Genomic DNA, 22662 nt, shown 5'->3' on the forward strand with positions numbered 1-22662 from the left:
CACGGAAAGAGTGGCCTCCGAGACTGCGGAGGCCACTCTTTCCGTGAAAGTGCGCGTACTCGCGCGCGTCGTGGGGGACGGGCGGGGGGGGGTCAGCGGGGGTGGTTCGGGTCGTCGGGCTGGAAGCGCTGGGTGCGGTCGGTGTCCGCGCCGGGGTCGGCGGGCTGGCGCGGGATGGTCTGGGTCGGGTCGACCGACGGCGGCTGACCGAACGGCGGCGCCGACTGCGGAGCACCGAACGGCGGGGCCGACTGCGGGGCGGCGAAGGGCGGGGCCGACTGCGGGGCGGCGAAGGGCGGCGCCGACTGCGGGGCACCGAAGGGCGGGGCGGACTGGGGGGCGGTGCCGTGCGGCGGCGCGGTGTTGAACGGCGGCGCCGAGGGGGTGGGCTGGCCGTACTGGCCGGCGGGCGGGTAGCCGGCGGGCTGGTTCGGGGCCGGGTAGCCGCCCTGCTGGCCGGGTGCCGGATAGCCGCCGGGCTGACCGGGCGCGGGATAGCCGCCGGGCTGGCCGGGTGCCGGGTAACCGCCGGGCTGGCCCGAGGCGGGGTAGCCGCCCTGCTGGTTCGGGGCCGGGTAGCCGCCCTGCTGGGGCCAGCCGGGCTGGGGCTGCCCGTAGACGCCGGGCTGGGCCTTCGGTCGCGGGGTGAAGTAGAGGGTGCGCCAGACCTTGACGACGACGTACGCGGCGACCGCGAAGAGCGCCAGCCAGGCGACCCGGGTCAGCATGCCGAGCAGGGCGTCGAGCACCTCCGCCTCGGCCAGCCGGGCCACCAGCCAGACCAGGAAGGTCAGCGCGCCGAAGAGGGCACCGAAGGCGTACTCGCCGACGGCCACCTGGGTGATCAGTTTCGCCTTCGGCAGCACCGGCTGGAGGTGCGTCGCGAGCAGCACGGCCAGCAGCGGCAGGACGGCGGATTCGAGGCCGACGAAGGTGAAGAAGGTGCTCCCCGCCCGGCCGCTGAAGGTGCTGTAGTCGTCCACCGGGGCGAGCAGCCGGATCAGGCCGACGAAGAGGAGCACGGCGTTCGCGCCGAGCAGGACGAGCGCGGCCAGTTCGCGCAGTGGACCGGTGAGCTGGCGGGCCTGCGTCGCGTCGGTGGACGCGGGCTCGGCGGGGCTGGTCACGAACTCCCCCTCGGGACGAAAACGGACAGGTGCCGACGTGAGCCTAGTCTCCCCGGACACCGACGGATCGACGGCGGCACGTGGGGAAGGATGAGGACATGCGCATCGTGGTTCTGACCGGCGGGATCGGCGGCGCCCGCTTCCTGCTCGGCGTCCGGGCGTACGCCCGTGAGGTGGGGGCCGAGGTGACCGCCGTGGTCAACGTCGGCGACGACCTGTTGCTGCACGGCCTCAAGGTCTGTCCCGACCTGGACAGCGTGATGTACACGCTGGGCGGCGGCGCGGACCCGGAGCGGGGCTGGGGCCGGGTCGGCGAGACCTGGACCGTCAAGTCGGAGCTGGCCGCGTACGGCGCGGAGCCCAGCTGGTTCGGCCTCGGCGACAAGGACATCGCCACCCACCTGGTGCGCACCACCATGCTCAACGGCGGCTATCCGCTCTCCGCGGTGACCCAGGCGCTGGCCACCCGCTGGGAGCCGGGCCTGACCCTGCTCCCGGCGACGGACGACCGCCTGGAGACCCACGTGGTGGTGAGCGACGGCGACGGGCAGGGGCAGCGGGCGATCCACTTCCAGGAGTGGTGGGTGCGCCACCGCGCCGACATCCCCACCCACCGGTTCGTCTTCGTCGGGGCGGAGTCCGCCAAGCCGGCGCCGGGGGTGCTGGAGGCGATCGCCGCCGCCGACCTGGTGCTGATCGCGCCGAGCAACCCGGTGGTCAGCGTCGCGCCGATCCTGGCCGTGCCGGGGCTGCGCGAGGCGGTCGCCGGTGGCCCGGCCCCGGTGGTCGGGATCTCGCCGATCATCGGCGGGACGCCGGTCCGGGGGATGGCGGACCGCTGCCTGGCGGTGCTCGACGTGGAGTGCAGCGCCGCCGGGGTGGGCCGGCTCTACGGCGGCCGGCGGGCGGGCGGGCTGCTGGACGGCTGGCTGGTGGCGCCGGAGGACGAGGGCACGCGGGTGCCGGACGTGACGGTCCGCGCGGTGCCGCTGCGGATGACCGACGAGGCGGCGACGGTGGCGATGGTCCGCGCCGCGAGGGAGCTGGCGTGAGGCTGGAGATCCTGCCGGTGCTGGGCATCGGCGACGTGACCGAGGGGGACGACCTGGCCGCCCTGATCGCCGGCGCGGCCCCCTGGCTGCGCCAGGGCGACGTCCTGGTGGTCACCAGCAAGATCGTGTCGAAGGCGGAGGGCCGACTGGTCGACGTGCCGGCGGACGGTCCGGAGCGGCTCACCGCCCGGGACGAGGTGCTGGCCGCCGAGACCGCCCGGGTGGTGGCCACCCGGGGCGCGACCCGGATCGTGCAGACCCACCACGGCTTCGTGATGGCGTCGGCCGGGATCGACGCGTCGAACGTGGACAAGACCCGACTGGTGCTGCTGCCGAAGGATCCGGACGCCTCGGCGCGGGCGCTGCGCGCCGCACTGCGCGACCGGTTCGAACTCGACGTAGCGGTGATCATCAGCGACACCATGGGCCGGCCGTGGCGCAACGGGCTGACCGACGTGGCGCTCGGCGTGGCCGGCATGCCCGCGATCCGGGACCACCGGGGCGAGATCGACCCGTACGGGAACGAGCTCCAGCTGACGCAGATCGCGGTGGCCGACGAGCTGGCCGGTGCCGGCGAGCTGATCAAGGGCAAGTGCGACCAGGTGCCCGTGGCGGTGGTCCGGGGCTACCCGGGTACCGGCCGCGCCGACGACGACGAGGGTGCCGCCGTCCTGGTCCGCGACGCCGCCCTGGACCTCTTCTCGCTCGGCACGGCCGAGGCGACCGCCGCCGGTCTGCGCGCCGCGGCCACGCTCGCCGACGGGCCCGGGTCGACGCCGGCCGACCCGGCCGTGGTCGCGCGGGCGATCGCCGCGGTCGCCGAGGTGGTCGCGCCCGGCACCGTCTTCACCCACGTCACCGACGACGAGGTACGCGCCGGCATGGTCGCCACCGTGCCCGGGTGGCCGGAGCAGGCCACCGGTCTGCTGCTGGGCGCCCCGCCGACGCCGGTCGACCAGCCGGACCTGGTGCGCTTCGGCGCCGACCTGCAACGGCTGCGGACCGCCCTGGCGGCGGAGGGCGTCCCGTCGGCGCTGCTGCCCCCACCGGCCGGCAGCGCCGCCAGCGCCGCCCTGGCGATCTGACCGGACACCGGCACCGCTGCCGGTCCGGCGCTCGACCGGCCGCCCACGCCTGCCGACCCGGCGGCGGCGGTCCGGGCCCGGCCGAGGGCTCGGCGGGTCGGCGGACGTGGACGACGCCGGTCGACAGCGGGCCGGACCTGACGGAGCGGTGGCCGGGTCGGCAGACGTGACGACACCGGTCAGGCGTCGAGCACGGCCCGGCCCAGCGGGGTGAGGGTGTGCAGCACCGTGTTGCGTTCGCGCTGGCTGACCAGCAGCCCGGCGTTGCGCAGCACGGTGGTGTGCTGACTGGCCGCCGCGGGCGAGATGTGCAGGCGGCGGGCCACCTCACCGGTGGTGCAGCCGTCGTCGGTGGCCTCCAGCACCGCGGCCCGGGTCCGGCCGAGCAGGGCGGCCAACGCCTCCCGGCCGCCGGGGGTCGACGCCGGGCCGGCCCCCGGGCGGGACTCCGGCACCAGCCCGCCGAGCCGGTCCACCGGATAGACCAGCACCGGCGGCAGCGTCGGATCGTGCAGCGCGACCGGGGTACGGGCGCAGAAGAAGGACGGCACCAGCAGCAGCCCCCGCCCGTCCAGGTGCAGCTCCCGGGTGTCCGGATAGTCCAGCACCTCCAGCACGCCGGCGTCCCAGCGCATGGTGGGCCGCAGGCTCGTCAGCAGCCCCTCCACTCCCCCGTCGAGCAGCGCCCGGGCCCGGCGCGCCCGGTCGGCGTCCACGGCGGCCTGGATCCGCGGCCAGTACGGCGCGAGCGCCAGCGTGCGGTAGCGGTCCATCGAGTCGGTGAGGTGCCGCAGCACCTCCGGCTCGCCCCGGACCAGCGCCGACGCCGACGAGGGCAGGACCGTCGCGCCGGCCAGCAGGGCCACGTCGCGGTGCAGCAGCGCGGCCGGCGTGGCGCGGACGGCCTCCAGCCCCGCCTCGATGCCCGCCCCGCTGTCGTACGGGGTGAGGAAGTCGGGGAAGTAGCCGCGGGGCGGGTTCAGCGCGAAGAGCAGCCGGTGCTGGTCGGCGGAGCTGTCCCGGCGCAGGCCACCGGCGACGGCGTGACGCCAGTTCGACATCAGCGCGTCGTTGCCGCGGGCCTGGAGCCGGTGCAGGCTGAGGACCAGCTCCCAGAGGGGATCCGCAGCCGGTGCCACCCTGGTCCGCAGGATGTCCTCGCCCGAAAAGAAGATCTTCAGCATGGAGCGCTCCCGGGCGGGCAGAGGGAGTGCCCACCGACCGTTTGCACTGTACCCGGCGGCACTAATCTCCATCTTTAAGGCTCAGCTGAAAGACCTCGACACCGGTCCGGCCGGTTCGGCATGCTTCCCCTTGCCCGGTGACGAGGCGTCAGTGACGCCACGCCACGGGTACCGGGGGTCGGGGGGAGACGACGACCGGGCGGCACCACGAGGGTCTGCGGCTCATCATCCTCCGCAGGGGTGTCACCCGGTCGTCCACCCGAGGCGGCTCAGCCGATCCAGAGCGCCACCCGGTGGTCCTCGTCGGTGACATAGAAGCAGTCCCCCTCCAGCTCGGCCAGCCCCTCCACGTGGTGGAACGGCGCCAGGTCGGCCACCAGCTCACCGACCACCCGCCCGCCGACGGCGTCGTCGAGCCGGAACCGGACGTGCCGGGAGGTCACCCTCCCGCCCTCCGGGTGGTCGTCGAGCAGCACCGAGCCCTTGCCCAGCGCGTCGATCGACCCGATCACCGCCGCGTACCCGCCGTCGGCGGTGGGGGTGACGGCCCGGAAGCCGGTCAGCTCGCCCGGCGGCGTCACCCCGGTCACCGCGTACGCCCCGACGGCGCGCGGCCACCCCGGCTCGGGCGCGAACATCTCCGGCACCCCGGCCAGCTCCACCAGGATCGGCTCACCCGCCTCGGTCACCGAGAACCGCAGCCCCAGCAGCACCGTGCCGGCCGGGGTGAAGGACGCCGCCTCGACGTTGAGCGGCAGGTCGTCCTCGGCGAGCCGGCTCACCCAGCTCTTCGCCCGGGCGGTGCCCCGGGCCAGGGTCTCCACGATGAACCGGTGCCGGACCCGGTGGCCGGGCGGCAGCGGGGTCAGCGGGGCGGCGACGAGCGCGTCGTTGACCGCCCGGTGCAGTCGGAACCGGTTGCGGACCACCGCCACGGGCAGCGTCCCGGTGGCGGCGTCGTCCTCCCGGAACCGGGCCACGAAGGCACGGCGGGGCCGCAGCGGGCCGCCCTTGGAGCCGAACTGCGAGCCGAAGACGTACACCCAGCCGTCGTGGTGAGCGAGCGCCTCGCCGTCCTCGGTGCGGCCGTTCTCGGTGCCGGCGTCGGCGTCGACGTGGTGGGCGGTCCACTCGCCGTCGGCCCGCTCCAGCAGCAGCGCCAGGCAGCGTTCCACCGGGCCCTCGTCGAGCACGGTCCAGAAGCCGCGCCGGGCCCCGTACGCGCGCAGCAGCGCCGCCGAGCGCACCGGCAGCAGGTCACTGGCCTCGTTGCCGGCCACGACGAACTCGACGAGTCGCAGGGTCACCGGGCCAGGGTACGGAGCGCCCGCTCGTAGAGTGTCGGGGTGCCCGACACCGTGCCCGCCACCAGCCCCGCCGTGCCCGCCACCGGCCCCGCCGTGCCCGCCCCCGGGACCTTCGCCGACCTGCACGCCGACGCGACCGCCCTGCTGACGGGGTGGACGCCGACCAGCGCAGCGGCGCGTACCGCGCGGGACCGGACGCTCGACCTGCTGGCCGCCGGGCCGGTGGCGATGAGCCGCGCCCACCGGCCCGGCCACGTCACCGCCAGCGCCCTGGTGCTGGACGCCACCGGCGAGCGGGTGCTGCTCTGCCTGCACGGCAAGTTCCACCGCTGGGTGCAGCTCGGCGGGCACTGCGAGGCCGGGGACCGCACCCTCGCCGCCGCCGCGCTGCGGGAGTCGACCGAGGAGTCCGGGATCGCCGGCCTGGTGGTCGACCCGACGCCGATCGACATCGACATCCACCCGGTCTCCTGCCAGGGCGGCTCGCTGCACCACGACGTACGGTTCGCGGTCTTCGCCCCGGCCGGCGCGGTCGCGCGGGTCAGCGACGAGTCGGACGCGCTGGGTTGGTTCCCGCCGGAGCGGCTGCCCGCGCCGCTGGCCGACGGGACCGTTCAGCTCGTCGCGCCGGCCCTGGCCGCGCTGGCCCGCCGCAGCACCGGCTGACCGACCGCCCCGGCGGTCCGCCGGCTGACCGACCGCCCCGGCAGCCCCCGACGGGCCGGGGCCGGCGGTTCAGACCAGCCCCTCCTCGCCGCGCTCCTTCAGCGCGTCGACGATCTTCTTGACGTCCTGGGCGCGGTCGCGCGGGCAGACCAGCACCGCGTCCGGGGTGTCCACGACGATCAGGTCGTGCACGCCGACCGTGGCGACGAGACGGCCGGTCTGCGGCACCACCACGGTGCCGGTGGTGTCGTGCAGCAGCACGCCCGGCTTGGTGTCGGCGCCGAGCACCACGTTGCCGGACCCGTCGGCGGGCAGCACCTCACCGAGGGTGTGGAAGTCGCCGACGTCGTTCCAGCCGAAGTCACCGGGGACGGTGGCCACCCGACCGGCGGTCGCCGCGCCCTCCATCACCGCGTAGTCGACGGAGATCTTCGGCAGGGTCGGCCAGACGGTGCCGAGGACGTCGTCCTGCTCGGGCGTGCCCCAGGCGGCGGCGATCGCGGTGATGGCGGCGTGCAACGCCGGCTGCTGCCGGGCCAGCTCGGCCAGGAAGACGTCGACCCGCCAGACGAACATGCTGGCGTTCCAGAGGTGACGACCGGAACGGACGTACCCCTCGGCCACCTCGGCGGCCGGCTTCTCCTTGAACTCGGTGACCGGGCGCAGCGGGCCGTCACCCACCGGCTCGCCGGTCTCCAGGTAGCCGTAGCCGGTCTCCGGGCGGGTCGGGGTGATCCCCACCGTCATCAGCAGGCCCTGCTCGGCGCCGCGGATGGCCTGGCGCACCGTCTCCGCCCAGCGCTCCGGGTCGCCGATCAGGTGGTCGGCGGCGAACGAGCCCATCACCGCGTCCGGGTCGCGCAGCGCGATCACCGCGGCGGCCAGCGCGATGGCGGCGCACGAGTCACGCGGCGAGGGCTCGACGAGGATGTTCTCCTCCGGCAGGCCAGCCAGTTGCCGGGCCACCGCCGCGACGTGCGCGGCCCCGGTGACCACCAACGTCCGGTCCGGAGTGGTCAACGGCGCCAACCGGTCCACGGTCGCCTGGAGCAGCGAGGCGGGGGTGCCGGTCAGCGGGTGGAGGAACTTGGGGTGGCCGGCACGGGACAGTGGCCACAACCTTGTGCCACTACCGCCCGCCGGGATGACGGCATAGAACATCAGCACATCATGCCCGAACCGCCCCGGTACGGACTTCGGGTCGCCCGTACCGGCAGCGAACGCTCAGGAACGGGCCCGGCTCCAGGCCGCGATGTGCACCTCGGCGCTGGACTCCCAGGTGAACTCCTTGGCCCGGTCGAAACCGGCCTTGGCCAGGGAGAGCCGACGCTGCTCGTCGTCCAGCAGCGCGGCCAGGTCGGTGGCGATCTGGGCCGGGTCCTCGCTGGTGTAGGCGACCGCGTCGCCACCCACCTCGGGCAGCGACAGCCGGGGCGTGGTGAGCACCGGCGCGGCGCAGGCCATCGCCTCCAGGATCGGCAGGCCGAAGCCCTCGCCGTAGGACGGGTAGGCGGCGACCAGGGCACCGCCGAGGAAGCCGGGCAGGTCGGCGTAGCGCAGGTAGCCCGGGCGCAGCAGCCGCAGGTGGGACGGGACCTCGGCGACGGCGCGGTCGATGTCGTCGTCGTGGCCCTGACCGCCGGCGATGACCAGGGCCGGCGGGTCGGCCCGGTCGGCCACCGCCTGGGCCCAGCCGCGGATCAGGTTGGGTACGTTCTTGCGCGGCTCCTTGGCCCCGAGGAACGCGACGTAGCTGCTGGTGCCGAGGCCGAGGCGGGCCCGCACCCGGGCCTTCTCCTCGTCGCTGGGCGCGTGGAAGGCGGCCTGGTCGACGCCGTGGTAGGCGACGTCGATCCGGGTCGGGTCGGCGTCCAGCAGCCGGATCAGCTCGTCGCGGGTGGCCTTGCTCGGCACGATCACCCGGTCGGCGCGGCGCAGCGAGGTCTTGATGGCGCTGCGGAAGAACGTGCGGCGGGACTTGTCGTAGTGCTCCGGCTCGGTGAAGAAGGTCGCATCGTGCACGGTGACCGTGACCGGGCAGCCGGCCCGCAGCGGGCAGGTGTAGAAGGGCGAGTGCAGCACCTCCGCGCCGACCTGCTGGGCCAGCAGCGGCAGGCCGGTCTGCTCCCAGGCGAGCCGGGCCGGGCGGTGCGCGACGGCGGCCGGCGCGGGGACGACCTCCGCCCCGGGCAGCATCCGGGTGTAGCGCTCCAGGTCGGTGCGGAGGCTGACCACGGCCAGGTCCACCCCGGAGCCGGCGACGGTGCCGAGGGCGCCGAGCAGGCCATCGACGTATCTGCCGACGCCGCCACGGTCGGCGGGGACACTCGTGGCGTCGATGAGCACGCGGGGCGGGCGACCGGCGGTCACGGGGCGACTCCTCAAGCATTCGGGTGTGGCAGACAACACTGTCGGCAAGCCTACGCCGGAGCGGCGCTCCGACGCTGACTGCGACCCGACGGTACGCCGACTTGTCGTCAACGGGTACGGGCGCGGACCGCGTATCGTTCGCGCCGATGGCCGAGAACATTGCCCGGGTCCTCGCCGACGCGATCGCGCCCGACCCGACCCGCCCCCTGCTGACCTGGTACGACGACGCGACCGGCGAGCGGACCGAACTCTCCGGCGCGACGCTCGCCAACTGGGTGGCCAAGACCGCGAACCTGCTCGTCGACGAGGCCGCGCTGGCCCCCGGCGACCCGGCCGGCGTGTTGCTGCCGCCGCACTGGCAGACCGCCGCGGTGCTGCTCGGCTGCTGGTCGGCGAAGCTGACCGTGGTGGACGCCCCGGGGACCGTGGACGTGCTCTTCGCCGCCGTGGACCGGCTCACCGAGGCGGCGGCGTGGTCGGCCGGCGAGCGCTACGCCCTCGCCCTCGACCCGTTCGCCCTGCCGATGCGGCAGGTCCCCGCCGGCTTCGCCGACTTCGTCTCCGAGGTACGCGGCCACGGGGACCACTTCACCCCGTACCCGGAACCCGGGCCGGAGGACGCGGACCTGCTGGCCCGCGCGGAGGCCCGGGCCGCGCAGCTGGGCATCGCCGCCGGGGACCGGGTCCTGATCGACGTGTCGACGCACCCCGACCCGGTCGACTGGCTGCTCGCCCCGCTGCTGCGGGGCGCGAGCCTGGTCCTCTGCGGCAACCTGGACCGGTCCCGCCTCGACTCCCGCACCGCCACCGAGAAGGCCACCCGGGCCCTCACCTGACCCCACCGCGACGGCAGGCGCACGGTCGGCGCGGTGGGGTGGGAGCCGGGTCAGGCCGGGGTGGACTGGTCGGCGTCGGCGCGGCGCTGCGCGAAGGTGGCGAAGGCCGTCAACGACTCGGGGTTGGCCAGGGCACCCTTGGCGGCGGCGCTGTCGACGGGGGTGCCGGTGAGGATCTTCTTCACCGGGACCTCCAGCTTCTTCGCGCTCAGCGTGCGGGGAACGGCACGGACCTGGTGGATCTCGTCGGGGACGTGCCGGGGCGACAGGGCGGTACGCAGCTCCCGGCAGATCTTCTTCCGCAGGTCGTCGTCCAGCTCCAGCCCCTCGGCGAGGACGACGAAGAGGAGCAGCTCGCCGGCGCCGCCCTCGTCGTCCTCCAGGTGCACGACGACGGAGTCGACAACCTCGTCCAGCCCCTCCACCACCGAATAGAACTCGGCGGTGCCGAGGCGGACGCCGCCCCGGTTGAGGGTGGCGTCGGAGCGGCCGGTGATCACGCAACCGCCCCGGTCGTTGATGGTGATCCAGTCGCCGTGCCGCCAGACGCCCGGATAGACCTCGAAGTACGCCTCCCGGTAGCGGGCCCCCTCGGGGTCGTTCCAGAAGCCGACCGGCATGCTCGGCATCGGCTCGGTGATCACCAGCTCGCCCAGCTCCCCGATGACCGGGGTGCCGTCGGCCGAACGGGCCTCCACCTTCGCGCCGAGCGCCCGACAGGTGATCTCCCCGGCGTGTACCGGTAGCAGCGGCACCCCGCCGACGAAACCGGTGCAGACGTCCGTGCCGCCGGAGAGCGACTGGAGCTGGAGGTCGGTGCCGACGGTCTCGTACACCCAGGTGAAACCCTCGGCGGGCAGCGGCGCGCCGGTCGAGCCGACCCCGCGCAGCGCGGAGAGGTCGGCGATCTCCCGGGGCACCAGGCCGGACTTGCGGCAGGCCAGCAGGAACGGCGCGGAGGTGCCGAAGTACGTGGTGCCGGTCTCGGCGGCCAGCCGCCAGAGCGCCCCCAGGTCGGGGTGGCCCGGGTTGCCGTCGAAGAGCACGATCGTCGCGCCCACCGCCGGCCCGGAGACCAGGAAGTTCCACATCATCCAGCCGGTGGTGGTGAACCAGAAGAACCGGTCCGCCGGGCCCAGGTCGTGGTGCAGGGCCAGCATCTTCAGGTGCTCCAGCAGGATGCCGCCGTGGCCGTGCACGATCGGCTTGGGCAGCCCGGTGGTGCCCGACGAATAGAGCACGTAGAGCGGGTGGTCGAAGGGGACCGGGGTGAAGGTCAACGGCTCGTCGGTCTCGGCCGCCAGCTCGTCCCAGCCGATTGCGCCCTCCGGTGCCGTGCCGGCCGGGTCGAGGTAGGCGATGCCGACGGTGTGCGCCAGCGACGGCAGGGCGGCCCGGATGGCGGCCACCTCACCGCGCCGGTCCACCGGCTTGTCGCCGTACCGGTAGCCGTCGACGGCGACCAGCACCTTCGGCGCGATCTGCTGCCAGCGGTCGGTGACGCTGCGGGTGCCGAACTCGGGGGCGCAGGAGGAGAAGATCGCGCCCAGGCTGCTGGTGGCGAGCAGCAGCACGAAGGTCTCCGGGATGTTCGGCGCGTACGCCGCGACCCGGTCGCCGGGGCCCACGCCGAGCCGGCGCAGCCCGGCCGCCACCCGGCGGACCTGCTCGCGCAGCCCGGCGGCGGTCAGCGTGACCGGCGGCCGGGTCTGCCCGTGTGCGATCACCACCGGGTCGTCGTCGGCCCGCCCGGGCAGCCGCAGCACGTTCTCGGCGTAGTTGAGGGTGGCCCCCGGGAACCAGCGGGTGCCCGGCATGGTCCGGTCGGTCAGCGTGGCGGTCGGCGGGGTGTGCGCGACGACCTCGAAGAAGTCCCAGATCGACCGCCAGAACGCGTCGAGGTCGGTGACCGACCACTGCCAGAGCGCGTCGTAGTCGGCGAACTCCAGACCACGGTGCTCGGCCAGCCAGCGCAGGTAGTCACCGATCCGGGACCGCTCGCGTACGTCGGCCGGCGGCGTCCACAGCACCTCACCCACTGCTCCACCCTCCCTGCGGCCCGCACGACTCTGTGACATGGGCCGTGGCGCCATCTTGCCCTACCTCGCCCGGCCATTGTCCGCACCGGGTGCCGCCGAGGGGGCGTGCGCACCCCACACCCCCCGACCCCCGGTTGTGTGGCCGCGCCTCAGCCGGCGCGGTGCGCCTGGATGGCGCGGCGCTTGGCGAGGCGGTGGGCGCGGCGGATCTCGGCCTCCCGGAACCGCCGCTCGTCCTCCGGGGTCTCCGGCAGCACCGGCCGGACCGCCCGGGGCGCGCCGCCCACGTCGACCCCCACGAAGACCAGGTACGCCGTGGCCACCCGGACCGGCTCGTCCTCGGCCGAGTCCCAGCGCTCGGCGACCACCCGCACGCCGATCTCCATCGAGGTGCTGCCGGTCCAGTTCACCTGGGCGTGCGCGTGCACCAGGTCGCCGACCCGGACCGGCTCGGAGAAGACGATCTCGTCGATCGAGGCGGTGACCGCGGTGCCGCCGCTGTGCCGGGCCGCCGCCGCCCCCGCCACGTCGTCGACGAACTTCATCAGTACCCCGCCGTGCACGGTCCCGTACAGGTTGACATCGACCGCAGTCATGATGCGACTGAGCGTGACGCGGGAGTACGAGGTGGGTTTGCCCTGCGGGGCGGAGGGATGATCTGTCATGCCGGAAACGGTACGGTGCGCGGATGCGACATCTCTGGAGCTTCCTCGCCGGGTTGGTGGTGGCCCCCGTCACCTGGGTGCTCGTCACCCTCGGTCAGGACGGGTCGGGACGCACCGTGCACCGCTGGGTGGAGATCGGTACGTACAGCACGCCCAACCTGATCGAGCCGGCCGTCTACCTCGGCGTCGCCGGCATCCTGCTCGGCCTGCTCGGCACGCTGCGCGTCTCGCCGCTCGGTCCCATCGTCGCCGGGCTGCTGCTGATCACCCCGTACGTCGGGATGTTCATCGCGCCGTTCACCGTCCGCGACCGGATCCCCGACGACTGGAAGGTGCTCGGTGACCCGCTGCCGCTGCGCCTGCCGGTGGAGAACGGCACGGTCTTCCTGATCGGTGTGCTGCTGCTGATGGCGGCCTTCAGCGGGCAGCGCTGGCGTCGGTGGCCCGGACGGCAGACGGGCGGGGCGGAGCTGACCTCGTCCGACACCCCGGTCGAGAACACCTTCTCGCTCAGCGAATGGCCCCCGTCGGGCGCGGAGAGCGAGCGGGACAGCAGCCCGCTCACCCTCGGCTATCCCGACCAGACCCCCACCGAACCCCTGCCCCGCCGCACCGGCGGCGAGTCGCCGTGGTCCGCGCCGCCGCGTGCCACCAGCCGACCGGAGGGCACCACCGGGACCCGTTGACAGTGCGGGCGGGCCGGACCACCGGCCCGCCCGCCCGTACGTGTCCCGCCCGGTCAGCCCTTGAGCAGCTGACGGGCCATCACGATGCGCTGCACCTGGTTGGTGCCCTCGTAGATCTGGGTGATCTTGGCGTCCCGCATCATCCGCTCGACCGGGTAGTCGCGGGTGTAGCCGTAGCCGCCGAGGAGCTGCACCGCGTCGGTGGTGATCTCCATGGCGGCGTCGGAGGCGAAGCACTTGGCGGCCGCGCCGAAGTACGTCAGGTCGGCGTCGCCCCGCTCGGACTTGCCGGCGGCCGCGTAGGTGAGCTGCCGGGCCGCCTCCAGCTTCATGCCCATGTCGGCGAGCATGAACTGGATGCCCTGGAACTCGGCGACCGCCTTGCCGAACTGCTTGCGCTCGCTCACGTACCCCTTGGCGTAGTCGAGCGCGCCCTGCGCGATGCCGACGGCCTGGGCGGCGATGGTGACCCGGGTGTGGTCCAGGGTCTTCATCGCGGTGGCGAAGCCGGTGCCCTCCGCGCCGATCATGCGGTCGGCCGGGATCCGGACGTTGTCCAGATAGACCTCGCGGGTCGGCGAGCCCTTGATGCCGAGTTTCTTCTCCGGGGCGCCGAAGCTGACCCCCGGGTCGGACTTCTCGACCACGAAGGCGGAAATGCCGCGCGACCGGGCTGTGGGGTCGGTCACAGCGAAGACGGTGTAGTACTCGGACTCGCCGGCGTTGGTGATCCACCGCTTCACGCCGTTGAGCACCCAGTGGTCGCCGTCGCGCACCGCGCGGGTGGTCATCGACGCGGCGTCGCTGCCCGCCTCCGGCTCGGACAGGCAGTACGAGAACATGCCGTCACCGGAGGCGACCTTCGACAGGTACTTCTGCTTCAGCTCCTCGGAGCCGGCGAGGATCAGCGGCATCGTGCCCAGCTTGTTCACCGCCGGGATCAGCGAGGACGAGGCGCAGGCCCGCGCCACCTCCTCGATCACGATGGCCGTGGCCAGCGCATCCGCCCCGGCACCGCCGTACTCCACCGGGATGTGCGGGGCGTGGAAGTCGGCGGCCCGCAACGCGTCGTACGACGCCTTCGGGAACGCGCCGGTCTCGTCGGCCTCGGCGGCGTGCGGAGCGACCTTCGCCGCACAGACCTCACGCACCGCCTCCCGGATCGCGTCGTGCTCCTCGGGCAACCGGTAGACGTCGAACGACTGCTCTGCGGCCATGTCGGCCATCCCCTTTCACCGCTATCATGCGCAGTCTGTGGCGCCCGGAGGCCGCCGACTGCCGCAGACTGAAGGATAGCCACCAGGGTTCAGCCGGACCTTACCGGCGGGTAGGCTCGCGCACGAGAGGCGTCGACACGGCACAACTACCCTCACAAGACGACAGAGTTTCCCTCGGCGCCCGGTCATGGCGCCCCAGCCGATTGCGACGCAACGAAGCGCCGCCAGTGCGAGCGGAGAAGACAGGCGTGACGATCCCGTACCCGAACACCCAGCCGATGCCGGCCATCGCCGCGGTGACGCCGCCCTCGGGCGCGCCCCGACCCCGGGTGACCTTCCTCGGCACCGGCTACCTCGGCGCGACGTACGCCATCTGCTACGCCGAACTCGGCTACGAGGTGCTCGGCTTCGACGTCGACGCGGACAAGATCGCCAAGCTGAACGCGGGCGAGGTGCCGATCCACGAGCCGGGCCTGGACGAGCTGCTGCGCCGCAACCTGGCCGCCGGGCGGCTGCGGTTCAGCACCGACATCGCCGAGACCGCCGACTTCGGCGACGTGCACTTCATCTGCGTGGGCACCCCGCAGCGCGCCGACGGGATGGGCGCCGACCTGTCGTACGTCGAGGCGTCCGTGACCGGCCTGGCCCAGCACCTCTCCCGCAAGGCGCTGATCGTCGGCAAGTCGACCGTGCCGGTCGGCACCGCCGAGTGGGTCGAGCAGCTGGTCGACAAGCACACCCCGGCCGACCTCGGCGTCGAGGTGGCGTGGAGCCCCGAGTTCCTCCAGGAGGGCTTCGCCGTCGACGACGTGCTCCGGCCCAACCGGATCGTGGTCGGCGTCAAGAGCGAGTGGGCCAACGGCATGCTCTACGCCGCCCACAAGGGCGTCTTCGACCTGGCCGCCACCGAAGACCGCGAGGTCCCCATGGTGGTCACCGACTTCGCCACCGCCGAGCTGGTCAAGGTCGCCGCGAACGCCTTCCTCGCCACCAAGATCTCCTTCATCAACGCGATGGCCGAGGTCTGCGAGGCCGCCGGCGGCGACGTCACCCAGCTCGCCCGCGCCATCGGGTACGACCCCCGGATCGGCAACCGGTTCCTCCAGGCCGGGCTCGGCTTCGGCGGCGCCTGCCTGCCCAAGGACATCCGCGCCTTCCAGGCCCGCGCCCAGGAGCTCGGCGCCGGTGAGGCGCTGCGCTTCCTGCACGAGGTCGACCTGATCAACCTGCGCCGCCGTACCCGGGTGGTGCAGCTCGCCGCCGAGCTGCTCGGCCGCCGCTCCGGCCCGGCCGGCCCGGACCTCTCCGGCACCCGGATCGCCGTGCTCGGCGCGACCTTCAAGCCGAACACCGACGACGTCCGCGACGCCCCGGCGCTCGCCGTCGCCTCCCTGCTCGGCAAGGCCGGCGCCGACGTGCACGTGTACGACCCGCAGGGCATGGAGAACGCCCGCCGCGCGGTGCCCGACCTCACGTACGAGGAGAGCATGACCGACGCCGTCACCGGCGCCGACCTGGTCTGCGTGCTCACCGAGTGGGCCGACTTCCGCAACGCCGACCCGGTCGCCCTCGGCGAGCTGGTCAAGGGCCGCCGGGTGGTCGACGGCCGCAACTGCCTCGACGCGACACTGTGGACGCAGGCGGGCTGGCAGTACCGGGGCCTCGGCCGCCCCTGACCCAGCGACCGCACCGACGACGGTCGGCCGTGGACTGCGTTCCATGGCCGGCCGTCGTTTTTTGTTTGCCCCTGACGCGCCCGCAACTGTCGAAATCCGCGCCCGCTCAGGGCATGCTTCGACAGTGGAGGTCCACAGTGCGGGCCGGCCGGACGGAGGGGTGTCGTGCAGACCTTCAGGTGCGCCTCGTGCGGGCGGGAGATCAAGCCGGCCGTCGTCTGCCCGCACTGCGGTGCCGACCAGCCGCAGTGGGCCGACCACGTGGCCGAGATCGAACGCTCGATCGCGGAGTTGAAGGCGCGCGACGCCGAGATCGCCCGCGAGCAACGGCAGATCGCCGCCAAGATGCAGGCCGCCCTCTTCCAGCGGGACATCCTCGCGCACGCCGGTGAGGAACGACTCAAGCAGGCCACCCGTCCCCGGCGGGTGCTGCGCCGCCGTCCCGGCCGTCGCCCGCCCACCGCCACCACGGGCGCCCCGCCGCGGGTGCCCCGGCAGGGCACCGCGCCGCCCGGCCCCCAGGACCCGCCACCGCCGCCCCCCAGCGCCCCGCGCTGGATCGACGTCGACAACCCGGAGCACCCGCCGGAGGCCTCCACCCGCGAGGTGCAGAACATCCCGCTCGGTCTCGGCGCGCTGCTGCTCGGCGTAGCCGCGGTGGTCTTCGCCGCGGTGGCGACCAGCTCGATGGACGCTCTCGCCCGGCTCGCCGTCCTGGTGGTCGCGACGGTGCTCATGCTGCTCGCCCCGCCGGTACTGGCCCGACGCGGGCTCACCTCGACCGCCGAGACGATCGCCGCGGTCGGCCTGCTGCTGGTGCCGCTCGCCGGGTACGCCCTCTGGGCGGTCGACCGGATCGGTGGCGGCGGCGCCTCCGGCGCGGTCTTCGCCGGGTCGATCTTCCTGGTCACCACGCTGGTGTCGTTCGGGTACGCCCGCTGGACGGGGCTCCGCGCGCCCCGCTTCGCCGCCGTGCTCGCCGCCCAGCCGGTGCTGCCGCTGCTCGCGTACGACCGGATCACCGGGCCGGCCGGGTGGGCGCTGGTGCTCACCGCCGTCGCCGTCCTCGACCTCGGGCTGGCCCGCAGCGCCGTGGTGGTCGAGCGGCCCGTCCGGCGGGACCTGCCCACCCCGCCGCCCGAGTCCGTACCGCCCCGGCAGCGGAGCACCGACGCGCGGCCGGAGACCGACCCGGAGGAGTCCGGCGAGGTGCTCGGCGCGGCCGCGGAGGCGCCCACGCCCGGCCCGGCCCGGCCGGTGCCCTGGCTGGCCGAGCTGACCTGGTTGCTGCACGCGGTGGCGGTCGCGCTCGCCCTGGCGTACGCGGTGACCGCGCTGCTGCGCGCCACCACCGTCCCGGCCGCCACCGGGGCCGGGACCGGGCTGGTGCTCGCCGCGCTGGTCGGGCTCGCCGGCACGCTGACCCTGCGTCGGCCGCCGCTGCCCGACGTGGGCGCCGGGATCGTCACGCTGGCGCTGATCGGGGCGCTCGGGCGGATCGCCTCGGTCGCCTTCCCGGGGCGGTCGCTGCTGCTCATCGCGGCCGTGATCACCCTGGTCGGGCTGGCCGTCCGGGCCGTGCCGGAGGCCGCGCGACGCGGACCGCAGGTCGCCTCCGCCATCGCGCTGACGGTGAGCGGGCTGGTGGTGGCCGGGGGCGCGCTGCGCGCCGGCCTCGCCCCGGTACGCGCCGCCCGCCCCGCCTGGTCGGCCGACCTGGACCGGTGGCACGACGTGCTGGCCGGGGCGGTCGGCCCGGCCGCCTGGCAGCTCGCCGCCAGCGCCTTCCTGCTGACCGTCGCCGCCGTGCTGGCCTTGCCGCCGGAGATCCGCCGGGAGTTCGCGGTGGTCGGGGCGGCGTTGACCGCTTTGGCCGTACCGGCCTCCTTCGGGCTGGGCTGGGCGACGGCCTGCTGGCCGATGGTGCTGACGGCGGTGGCGATCGGGGTGCTGGGGCTCTCCGCGCGTACCGGACGCTCCGCGCGCGTGCACGCGGTCAGCGCCACCGCGCTGGGGCTGCTCGGCACCGGCGCGGCCCTCGCGCGGCCGGCGTCGACCGCCGCCGTGCTCACCGTCCTCTTCCTCGCCGGCGCCCTGGTCTCCCAGGCGCCGCGGGTCCGGCTCGCCGCCTCGGCGGCCGACACGGTCGCCGGCTGGGCGGCCGGTGGGGCGGCGTTCGCGCTGCCCGGGGCGGTCGCCGCGTTCGTCGCCGCGACCGTGCCGACCGACCCGACACCGACCCCGGCGAGCCTGCGCGAGGTCACCGTCCCGATCCTGGCCGCGAGCTTCCTCGGCCTCTGCGTGACCCTCGGGTACGCCGCCATCCTCCAGGTGGCGCAGCGGCACCTCAGCGTGCCGCACGCGGTCGGCACGCTGCTGGGCGCGGTGGCGGTCGGCGCGGCGGGCTTCGGGGCACCGGGCGCCACCGCCGCCGACGCCTGGGTCAGCGCCCTGCTGCTGCTCGCCGCCGTGCTGCTCGCGCTCGCCCCGAGGATCGACGCCGGCCGCCGCTCCGACGTCTCGCTGGACGGCTCCGACCTGGCCACCGCCGTGACCACCACGGCGCTGATCGCCACCCTGGTCCGGATCGCCGCCATCCTCACCCCGGGCGGTCAGCTGGTGGTGGCCGCCGGGCTGGTCCTGCTGGTCGCCGTGGCCGCCCGGGCGATGCCGGAGGAGTGGCGGCGCGGCCCGATCCTCGGCATCGCCGTCGGCGGCACCTTGGTCGGCCTGATCGCCGGCTGGAGCGCGCTGCGCGGCGGCTTCGGCGTGCTGGCCACCCCGGGCCCGATCTGGGCCGGGGACCTCTCCGGCTGGCCGGCCGCCCCGACCGGTGGCGCCACCTGGCAGGCGCCGGTGGCGCTGGTGCTGCTGGCCGTCGCCGCCGGCATCCTGCTGCCGCCACCCTGGAAGTACGACGTGGCCGGCGCCGCCGTCGTACTCGCCACCATCGGCGCTCCCGCCGCCTTCGACCTGCCGTGGTGGTCGCCGGTGCTGGTGGGCGCCATGGTCGCCACCATCTTCGGGATGGCGGCGGTGGCGGCGATCGACCCGCGGGCGGCCCTGTCCCGGGCCACCGTGGCCGGGGTGGTCGCCCTGCACGCCGCCGGGGCCGGGCTGGTGCGCCCGTGGACCACCGCGCTGGCGCTCGGCAGCATCGCGCTGATCGGGATCGTGGTGGCCACGTTGGCCCGGGTGCTCGCCCCGCCGCTGGTGGAGGACATCCGGACCGAGGGCATGCCACCGCACCTGGCGCAGGTCGGCGGCGCGGCGGCGGGTGCCGCCCTGCTCGCGCTCCCCGGGGCGGTGGCGGCGCTGGCCGCCGAGTTCGGCCGCTCGCCGCAGGTCCTCCTCACCGCCGCGCTCGCCGCCGCCAGCCTGGGCCTCGCCGCGGTGGCGGCGGTCCGCCGGCAGGTCCCGCAATATCTCCCCTGGGCCAGCGTGGCGGTGGTCGGCGGCGCCACCATCAGCGCCATCGCGGCGATCGTCACCGGCCTGCCGTCCGGCGTCTACGCCGCGGCGGCGGCGCTGCTGGGCGTCCTCGCCGAGCTGGTCCGGGCCGCCACGGCCCCCCCGCTCGGCGCCGCCCAGCCGGTACGCCGCTGGTCGGTGCTGCTCGACGGGGCGCTGCGCCGGCTGCCGGACGACGCCACCGAGCTGCGCTGGCGGGTCAGTCCCGCCGCCGGGGCGCTCGCCGCGGCGGCGCTGCCCACCCTGCTGGCCCTGGCCTCGCTCGCGCCGCCGCTGGTCTTCGCCCTGGTCGAGCCGATGCGCTCGCTCGGCCGGGTCTGGCAGGGGCCGCCACCGGAGCTGCTCACGCCGCCGCCGGACGCGGTCGACCCCACGCACGTGCTGACCGCGCTGCTGCTCACCGCGACGGCCGCGCTCGCCGCCACCGGGCTCAGCGGCGGACGGCGTTCCCGGGCGGTGCCGGTGGTGCTGCCGGGCGCGGCGGTGACCCTGCTGATCACGCCCGTCGCGCTCGGCCACGGCTGGCCGGACAGCGCGCTGGCCGGGCTGGCGGTCTTCACCCTCTCGATGCTGGGGCTCGCGCTGACCCCGCCCCCGGCGCTGGTCGAGCCGGCCCGGTCGCTGCGGGTGGCCCGGGTGCTGGTCTTCGCGATCGGGCTGGCGGCCGGCGGCGCGGGCCTGGCCGGCAGCCTCGCCACCCGGGAGCTGACCCTCTTCACCCTCGGCGGCGCGGTCGGCGTGGGCACGGTGGCCGCCCTGATGGGTACCACCCAGCGGGCCCGCATCCTCGGGTGGCTCTTCGCCTCGCTGATGGCGGAGCTCTTTGTGCTCACCCTGGGCCTGGTGGTGGGGCTGGCGGCGGTCTGGTCGGCGTTCGGGGTGCTGGCCGTCGGGGCGGCCCTGCAGGTCTTCGCCGCCACCCTGCCGCGGCTGCGTCGGCCGGAGGCCCAGCGTGAGGCGGCCACCGTGGAGTGGAGCGGGTACGCCGCCGCCCTCATCGCCCTCGCCCTGGCCTTCGACTCCCCCCGGCACATCGCCGCCCTACTGGCTGCCTGGGGTGCGGTGCTCGGGGTGGCCGCCACCCGACCGGGTCGTCGACCGATGGAACGGCAGATCCTCTTCTGGTCCGTGGTGGCCTGTGAGATCAGCGCCTGGTGGATCCTGATGCGGGTCGCCGACGTGGCGCTGCCGGAGGCGTACACGCTCCCGTTCGCGGCGCTCGCCCTGCTGGTCGGGGTCGTCGAGCTGCGCCACCGGCCGGACCTGTCGAGCTGGGTGGCGTACGGGCCGGCCCTGCTCGCCGGCTTCGTGCCCACGCTGGCGATCGTGCTGGCCACCGACTCCAGCATGCTGCGGCAGGTGCTGCTGCTGCTCGGCGCGGTGGCGGTGCTGATCTTCGGCTCGATGAGCCGGCAGCAGGCGCCGGTGATCGTCGGCGCCGCCGTCACCGCGATCGCGGCGGTGCACGCGCTGTTCAGCCTGGGTCCCTGGCTGGTGCTGATCCCGGTCGGCTTCGTGCTGCTGGTGCTCGGGGCGAGCAACGAGCGCCGCCGCCGCGCCCAGGAACGCCTGCAGACCGCCCTGCGCGGCATGAGATGAGTGGCGCTCAGTCCAGGGTCGCGCGGAGGGCGGCGTCCTTCTCGGCGACCAGGTCCTCCAGGCTCGCCTGGTAGTCCGCCATCCGCTTCAGCAGGGTCGGGTCGGCGGCGCCCAGGATGCGGACGGCGAGCAGGCCGGCGTTGCGGGCGTTGCCGATCGACACCGTGGCCACCGGCACGCCGGCCGGCATCTGCACGATGGAGAGCAACGAGTCCATGCCGTCCAGGTACTTCAACGGCACCGGCACGCCGATCACCGGCAGCGGGGTGACCGAGGCGACCATGCCGGGCAGGTGGGCGGCGCCGCCGGCCCCGGCGATGATCACCTTGAGGCCACGGTCCGCGGCGGAGCGGCCGTACTCGATCATCTTGGTCGGGGTGCGGTGCGCCGAGACGACGCCGACCTCGTAGGGGACCGCGAACTCGTCGAGCGCCTCGGCGGCGGCCTTCATCGTCGGCCAGTCCGAGTCGCTGCCCATGATGATTCCGACGGTGCTCATCCGCGCCCCTCCTGCAGCCAACGGGCCGCCCGCGCGGCCCGGGCCCGTACGTCGTCCAGGTCGTCGCCGAGCACCGTGACGTGCCCGATCTTGCGGCCGGGACGCACCTGCTTGCCGTACAGGTGGACCTTGGCGCCCGGCTCGGCGGCGAAGAGGTGGTGCAGCCGCTCGTCGATGGAGATCCCGCCCGGCTCGCCACCGAGCACGTTCGCCATCACGACCACCGGGGCGGTCAGCGACGTGTCCCCCATCGGATAGTCGAGCACCGCCCGCAGGTGCTGCTCGAACTGCGAGGTGCGGGCACCCTCGATGGTCCAGTGGCCGGAGTTGTGCGGCCGCATGGCCAGCTCGTTCACCACCAGCCCGGCGTCGGTCTGGAACAGCTCCACGGCCAGCAGGCCGACCACGCCGAGCGCGGTGGCCAGGTCGATGGCGAGCTGCTGGGCGGCGAGCGCCAGCTCCTCCGGCAGGTCCGGGGCGGGGGCGAGCACCTCCACGCAGATCCCGTCCCGCTGCACGGTCTCCACCACCGGATAGGCGGCGACCTGCCCGAACGGCGAGCGGGCCACCTGCACCGCCAGCTCCCGGCGCAGCGCCACCCGCTCCTCCACGATGAGGGGGGTGCCGTCGGCGAGCAGGGTCGCGGCCAGCTCGGTGGCCTGCGGGGCGTCGTCGACCACCCAGACACCGCGCCCGTCGTAGCCGCCGCGGGCGGCCTTGAGCACCACCGGCCAGCCGACCTCGTCGCCGAAGTCGACCAGCTCCGCGGGCTCGGCCACCGGCCGCCAGCGCGGGTTCGGCGCGCCCAGCGCACCGAGGCGCTCCCGCATGACCCGCTTGTCCTGCGCGTGCAGCAGCGCGTCGGCCGGCGGGAAGACCTTCACGCCGTCGGCGGCGAGCGCGCGGATGTGCTCGCCGGGCACGTGCTCGTGGTCGAAGGTGACCACGTCACAGCTCTTGGCGAAGGTGCGCAGCGCGGCGAGGTCGGTGTGGTCGCCGTACTGGACGTCGGCCGCGACCAGCGCGGCGCCGTCGTCGGGGGCGGCCGCGAGGACGTGCAGCGACTGGCCGAGGGCGATGGCGGCCTGGTGGGTCATGCGGGCCAGCTGGCCACCGCCGACCATGCCGACGACAGGGAGTCCGGTGCGCGAGTCCATAGCGCCGCCAGCCTATCCGGGGGCCC

The 22662-nt window shown here is 74.8% G+C and carries 17 protein-coding genes; 7 read left to right on the top strand and 10 right to left on the bottom strand.

Annotated features, from left to right (window positions below):
- Positions 1 to 92: 92 nt before the first annotated feature.
- Complete coding sequence (locus tag ABUL08_RS18710; RefSeq protein WP_350931206.1) at positions 93 to 1127, bottom strand: hypothetical protein; 1035 nt, start codon at positions 1125 to 1127, stop codon at positions 93 to 95.
- A 98-nt stretch (positions 1128 to 1225) separates the two neighbouring features.
- Between ABUL08_RS18710 and cofD the strand changes: the two genes are divergently transcribed.
- Positions 1226 to 2179: a 2-phospho-L-lactate transferase gene (gene cofD / locus ABUL08_RS18715; protein WP_350931207.1), complete on the top strand. Its 954-nt coding sequence runs from the start codon at positions 1226 to 1228 to the stop codon at positions 2177 to 2179.
- Positions 2176 to 3264 (top strand): coenzyme F420-0:L-glutamate ligase, encoded by a 1089-nt coding sequence (locus ABUL08_RS18720; RefSeq protein ID WP_350931208.1) that lies wholly within the window; start codon positions 2176 to 2178, stop codon positions 3262 to 3264. The genes cofD and ABUL08_RS18720 overlap by 4 nt, the downstream gene beginning before the upstream one ends.
- A gap of 179 nt (positions 3265 to 3443) precedes the next feature.
- Here the strand turns inward: ABUL08_RS18720 and ABUL08_RS18725 are convergent, their stop codons facing one another.
- Positions 3444 to 4448: an ArsR/SmtB family transcription factor gene (locus tag ABUL08_RS18725; RefSeq protein ID WP_350931209.1), complete on the bottom strand. Its 1005-nt coding sequence runs from the start codon at positions 4446 to 4448 to the stop codon at positions 3444 to 3446.
- 269 nt (positions 4449 to 4717) lie between these two features.
- A complete protein-coding gene (locus tag ABUL08_RS18730; RefSeq protein WP_350931210.1) occupies positions 4718 to 5755 on the bottom strand; it encodes a hypothetical protein in 1038 nt (345 codons plus the stop codon).
- Positions 5756 to 5848: 93 nt separating this feature from the next.
- On the opposite strand from ABUL08_RS18730, the gene ABUL08_RS18735 reads away from it, so the two are divergent.
- A complete protein-coding gene (locus ABUL08_RS18735) occupies positions 5849 to 6421 on the top strand; it encodes an NUDIX hydrolase (RefSeq protein ID WP_350938704.1) in 573 nt (190 codons plus the stop codon).
- A 69-nt stretch (positions 6422 to 6490) separates the two neighbouring features.
- Here ABUL08_RS18735 and ABUL08_RS18740 read toward each other — a convergent pair whose 3' ends face one another.
- Together ABUL08_RS18740 and ABUL08_RS18745 are read right to left on the bottom strand one after the other, a co-directional pair.
- Positions 6491 to 7582, bottom strand: a complete 1092-nt coding sequence (locus ABUL08_RS18740; protein WP_350931211.1) for a mannose-1-phosphate guanylyltransferase — start codon at positions 7580 to 7582, stop codon at positions 6491 to 6493.
- 63 nt (positions 7583 to 7645) lie between these two features.
- Positions 7646 to 8791 (bottom strand): glycosyltransferase family 4 protein, encoded by a 1146-nt coding sequence (locus ABUL08_RS18745; RefSeq protein ID WP_350931212.1) that lies wholly within the window; start codon positions 8789 to 8791, stop codon positions 7646 to 7648.
- A gap of 146 nt (positions 8792 to 8937) precedes the next feature.
- Between ABUL08_RS18745 and ABUL08_RS18750 the strand changes: the two genes are divergently transcribed.
- Positions 8938 to 9627: a TIGR03089 family protein gene (locus ABUL08_RS18750; protein ID WP_350931213.1), complete on the top strand. Its 690-nt coding sequence runs from the start codon at positions 8938 to 8940 to the stop codon at positions 9625 to 9627.
- 50 nt (positions 9628 to 9677) lie between these two features.
- On the opposite strand, the gene ABUL08_RS18755 is transcribed toward ABUL08_RS18750, so the two are convergent.
- Complete coding sequence (locus ABUL08_RS18755; protein WP_350931214.1) at positions 9678 to 11666, bottom strand: acetoacetate--CoA ligase; 1989 nt, start codon at positions 11664 to 11666, stop codon at positions 9678 to 9680.
- Positions 11667 to 11815: 149 nt separating this feature from the next.
- Positions 11816 to 12331 (bottom strand): acyl-CoA thioesterase, encoded by a 516-nt coding sequence (locus ABUL08_RS18760; protein ID WP_350931215.1) that lies wholly within the window; start codon positions 12329 to 12331, stop codon positions 11816 to 11818.
- A 23-nt stretch (positions 12332 to 12354) separates the two neighbouring features.
- On the opposite strand from ABUL08_RS18760, the gene ABUL08_RS18765 reads away from it, so the two are divergent.
- Complete coding sequence (locus tag ABUL08_RS18765) at positions 12355 to 13017, top strand: hypothetical protein (protein WP_350931216.1); 663 nt, start codon at positions 12355 to 12357, stop codon at positions 13015 to 13017.
- A gap of 53 nt (positions 13018 to 13070) precedes the next feature.
- Here the strand turns inward: ABUL08_RS18765 and ABUL08_RS18770 are convergent, their stop codons facing one another.
- Positions 13071 to 14234: an acyl-CoA dehydrogenase family protein gene (locus tag ABUL08_RS18770; protein ID WP_350931217.1), complete on the bottom strand. Its 1164-nt coding sequence runs from the start codon at positions 14232 to 14234 to the stop codon at positions 13071 to 13073.
- A gap of 248 nt (positions 14235 to 14482) precedes the next feature.
- Between ABUL08_RS18770 and ABUL08_RS18775 the strand changes: the two genes are divergently transcribed.
- Together ABUL08_RS18775 and ABUL08_RS18780 are read left to right on the top strand one after the other, a co-directional pair.
- Positions 14483 to 15910 carry a UDP-glucose dehydrogenase family protein gene (locus ABUL08_RS18775; protein WP_350931218.1) on the top strand — a complete coding sequence of 476 codons (1428 nt, stop codon included), beginning with the start codon at positions 14483 to 14485 and terminating at the stop codon, positions 15908 to 15910.
- Between the two features lie 165 nt (positions 15911 to 16075).
- Positions 16076 to 20980 (top strand): SCO7613 C-terminal domain-containing membrane protein, encoded by a 4905-nt coding sequence (locus ABUL08_RS18780; RefSeq protein WP_350931219.1) that lies wholly within the window; start codon positions 16076 to 16078, stop codon positions 20978 to 20980.
- A gap of 7 nt (positions 20981 to 20987) precedes the next feature.
- On the opposite strand, the gene purE is transcribed toward ABUL08_RS18780, so the two are convergent.
- Positions 20988 to 21479, bottom strand: a complete 492-nt coding sequence (gene purE, locus ABUL08_RS18785) for a 5-(carboxyamino)imidazole ribonucleotide mutase (RefSeq protein WP_350931220.1) — start codon at positions 21477 to 21479, stop codon at positions 20988 to 20990.
- Positions 21476 to 22636, bottom strand: a complete 1161-nt coding sequence (locus ABUL08_RS18790) for a 5-(carboxyamino)imidazole ribonucleotide synthase (protein ID WP_350931221.1) — start codon at positions 22634 to 22636, stop codon at positions 21476 to 21478. The genes purE and ABUL08_RS18790 overlap by 4 nt, the downstream gene beginning before the upstream one ends.
- Positions 22637 to 22662 lie beyond the last annotated feature (26 nt).

It is taken from the genome of Micromonospora sp. CCTCC AA 2012012 (genome assembly GCF_040499845.1).
GTDB classification, from domain to species: Bacteria; Actinomycetota; Actinomycetes; order Mycobacteriales; family Micromonosporaceae; genus Micromonospora; species Micromonospora mangrovi.